Source organism: Pseudomonas edaphica (genome assembly GCF_005863185.1).
GTDB classification, from domain to species: Bacteria; Pseudomonadota; Gammaproteobacteria; order Pseudomonadales; family Pseudomonadaceae; genus Aquipseudomonas; species Aquipseudomonas edaphica.
In genome coordinates this window covers 1-692 of the sequence record NZ_VBVZ01001106.1, presented here as the reverse complement: position 1 = coordinate 692, position 692 = coordinate 1, and the positions used below count along the sequence as shown (strand labels likewise).

Here is a 692-nt window from a genome sequence, read left to right as displayed (position 1 = left end):
GTGCTGGCCCTGGTATGGGCGCCATCCGAGCGAAAACGCCTGGCCGTCCCATGGCTGGGCGCGGCTGATCGACTGGAAACTGCTCGACAGCAGCACCGACGACGACGGCGTGCGCCTGCACTGGCAATTGCAGCTGTGCGACTGGCAGGTCGACCTGCACGCGCACCTGGGCGAGACCCTGGAGCTGCGCCTGAGCACCGAGCACCAGGACGAGTTGCCGTGCCAGTTGAGCCATGCGTTGCACGCTTATTGGCGTATTGGTCACGTCGACGAGATAGCGCTGTCTGGGCTTGACGGTGCTCAAGGTTATGACCAGCTCAGTCGCCAGGTTTGCCAGCAGGAAGGCGAGCTAAGGGTGGATGGTGGATGCCAGCGGGTGTTCCAGCATGAGGGTGAACTGCAGCTCAAGGACCACGCCTGGCAACGTGAGCTGTGCATCGACACCGGCGACAGCGCTGACACCGTGGTGTGGCATCCAGGCAGCCGGCCGTTGTTGGGCGTGAGCTTTAACGAGGCGTCGGGGTTTGTGTGTGTGGAGTCGGCGATGGCGGCAGCCAGTCTGGCGCCGGGGGAGCGGGCGCACCTGAGTTTGCAGGCGCGGGCCGGGGTTTAGTGGTGGAGCTTATGGCGCTATCGCAGGCAAGCCAGCTCCCACAGTGGACCGAGCTGCCCATTTGGAATGCATTCCCCTG

At 64.3% G+C, this 692-nt stretch carries 1 protein-coding gene; it reads left to right on the top strand.

The genetic code is table 11. From position 1 onward, the window contains the following. Window positions 1-613: aldose epimerase family protein (locus tag FEM54_RS33520; protein WP_138454395.1), on the top strand; the 613-nt coding region annotated here is incomplete at its 5' end. Between the last annotated feature and the right edge of the window lie 79 nt (window positions 614-692).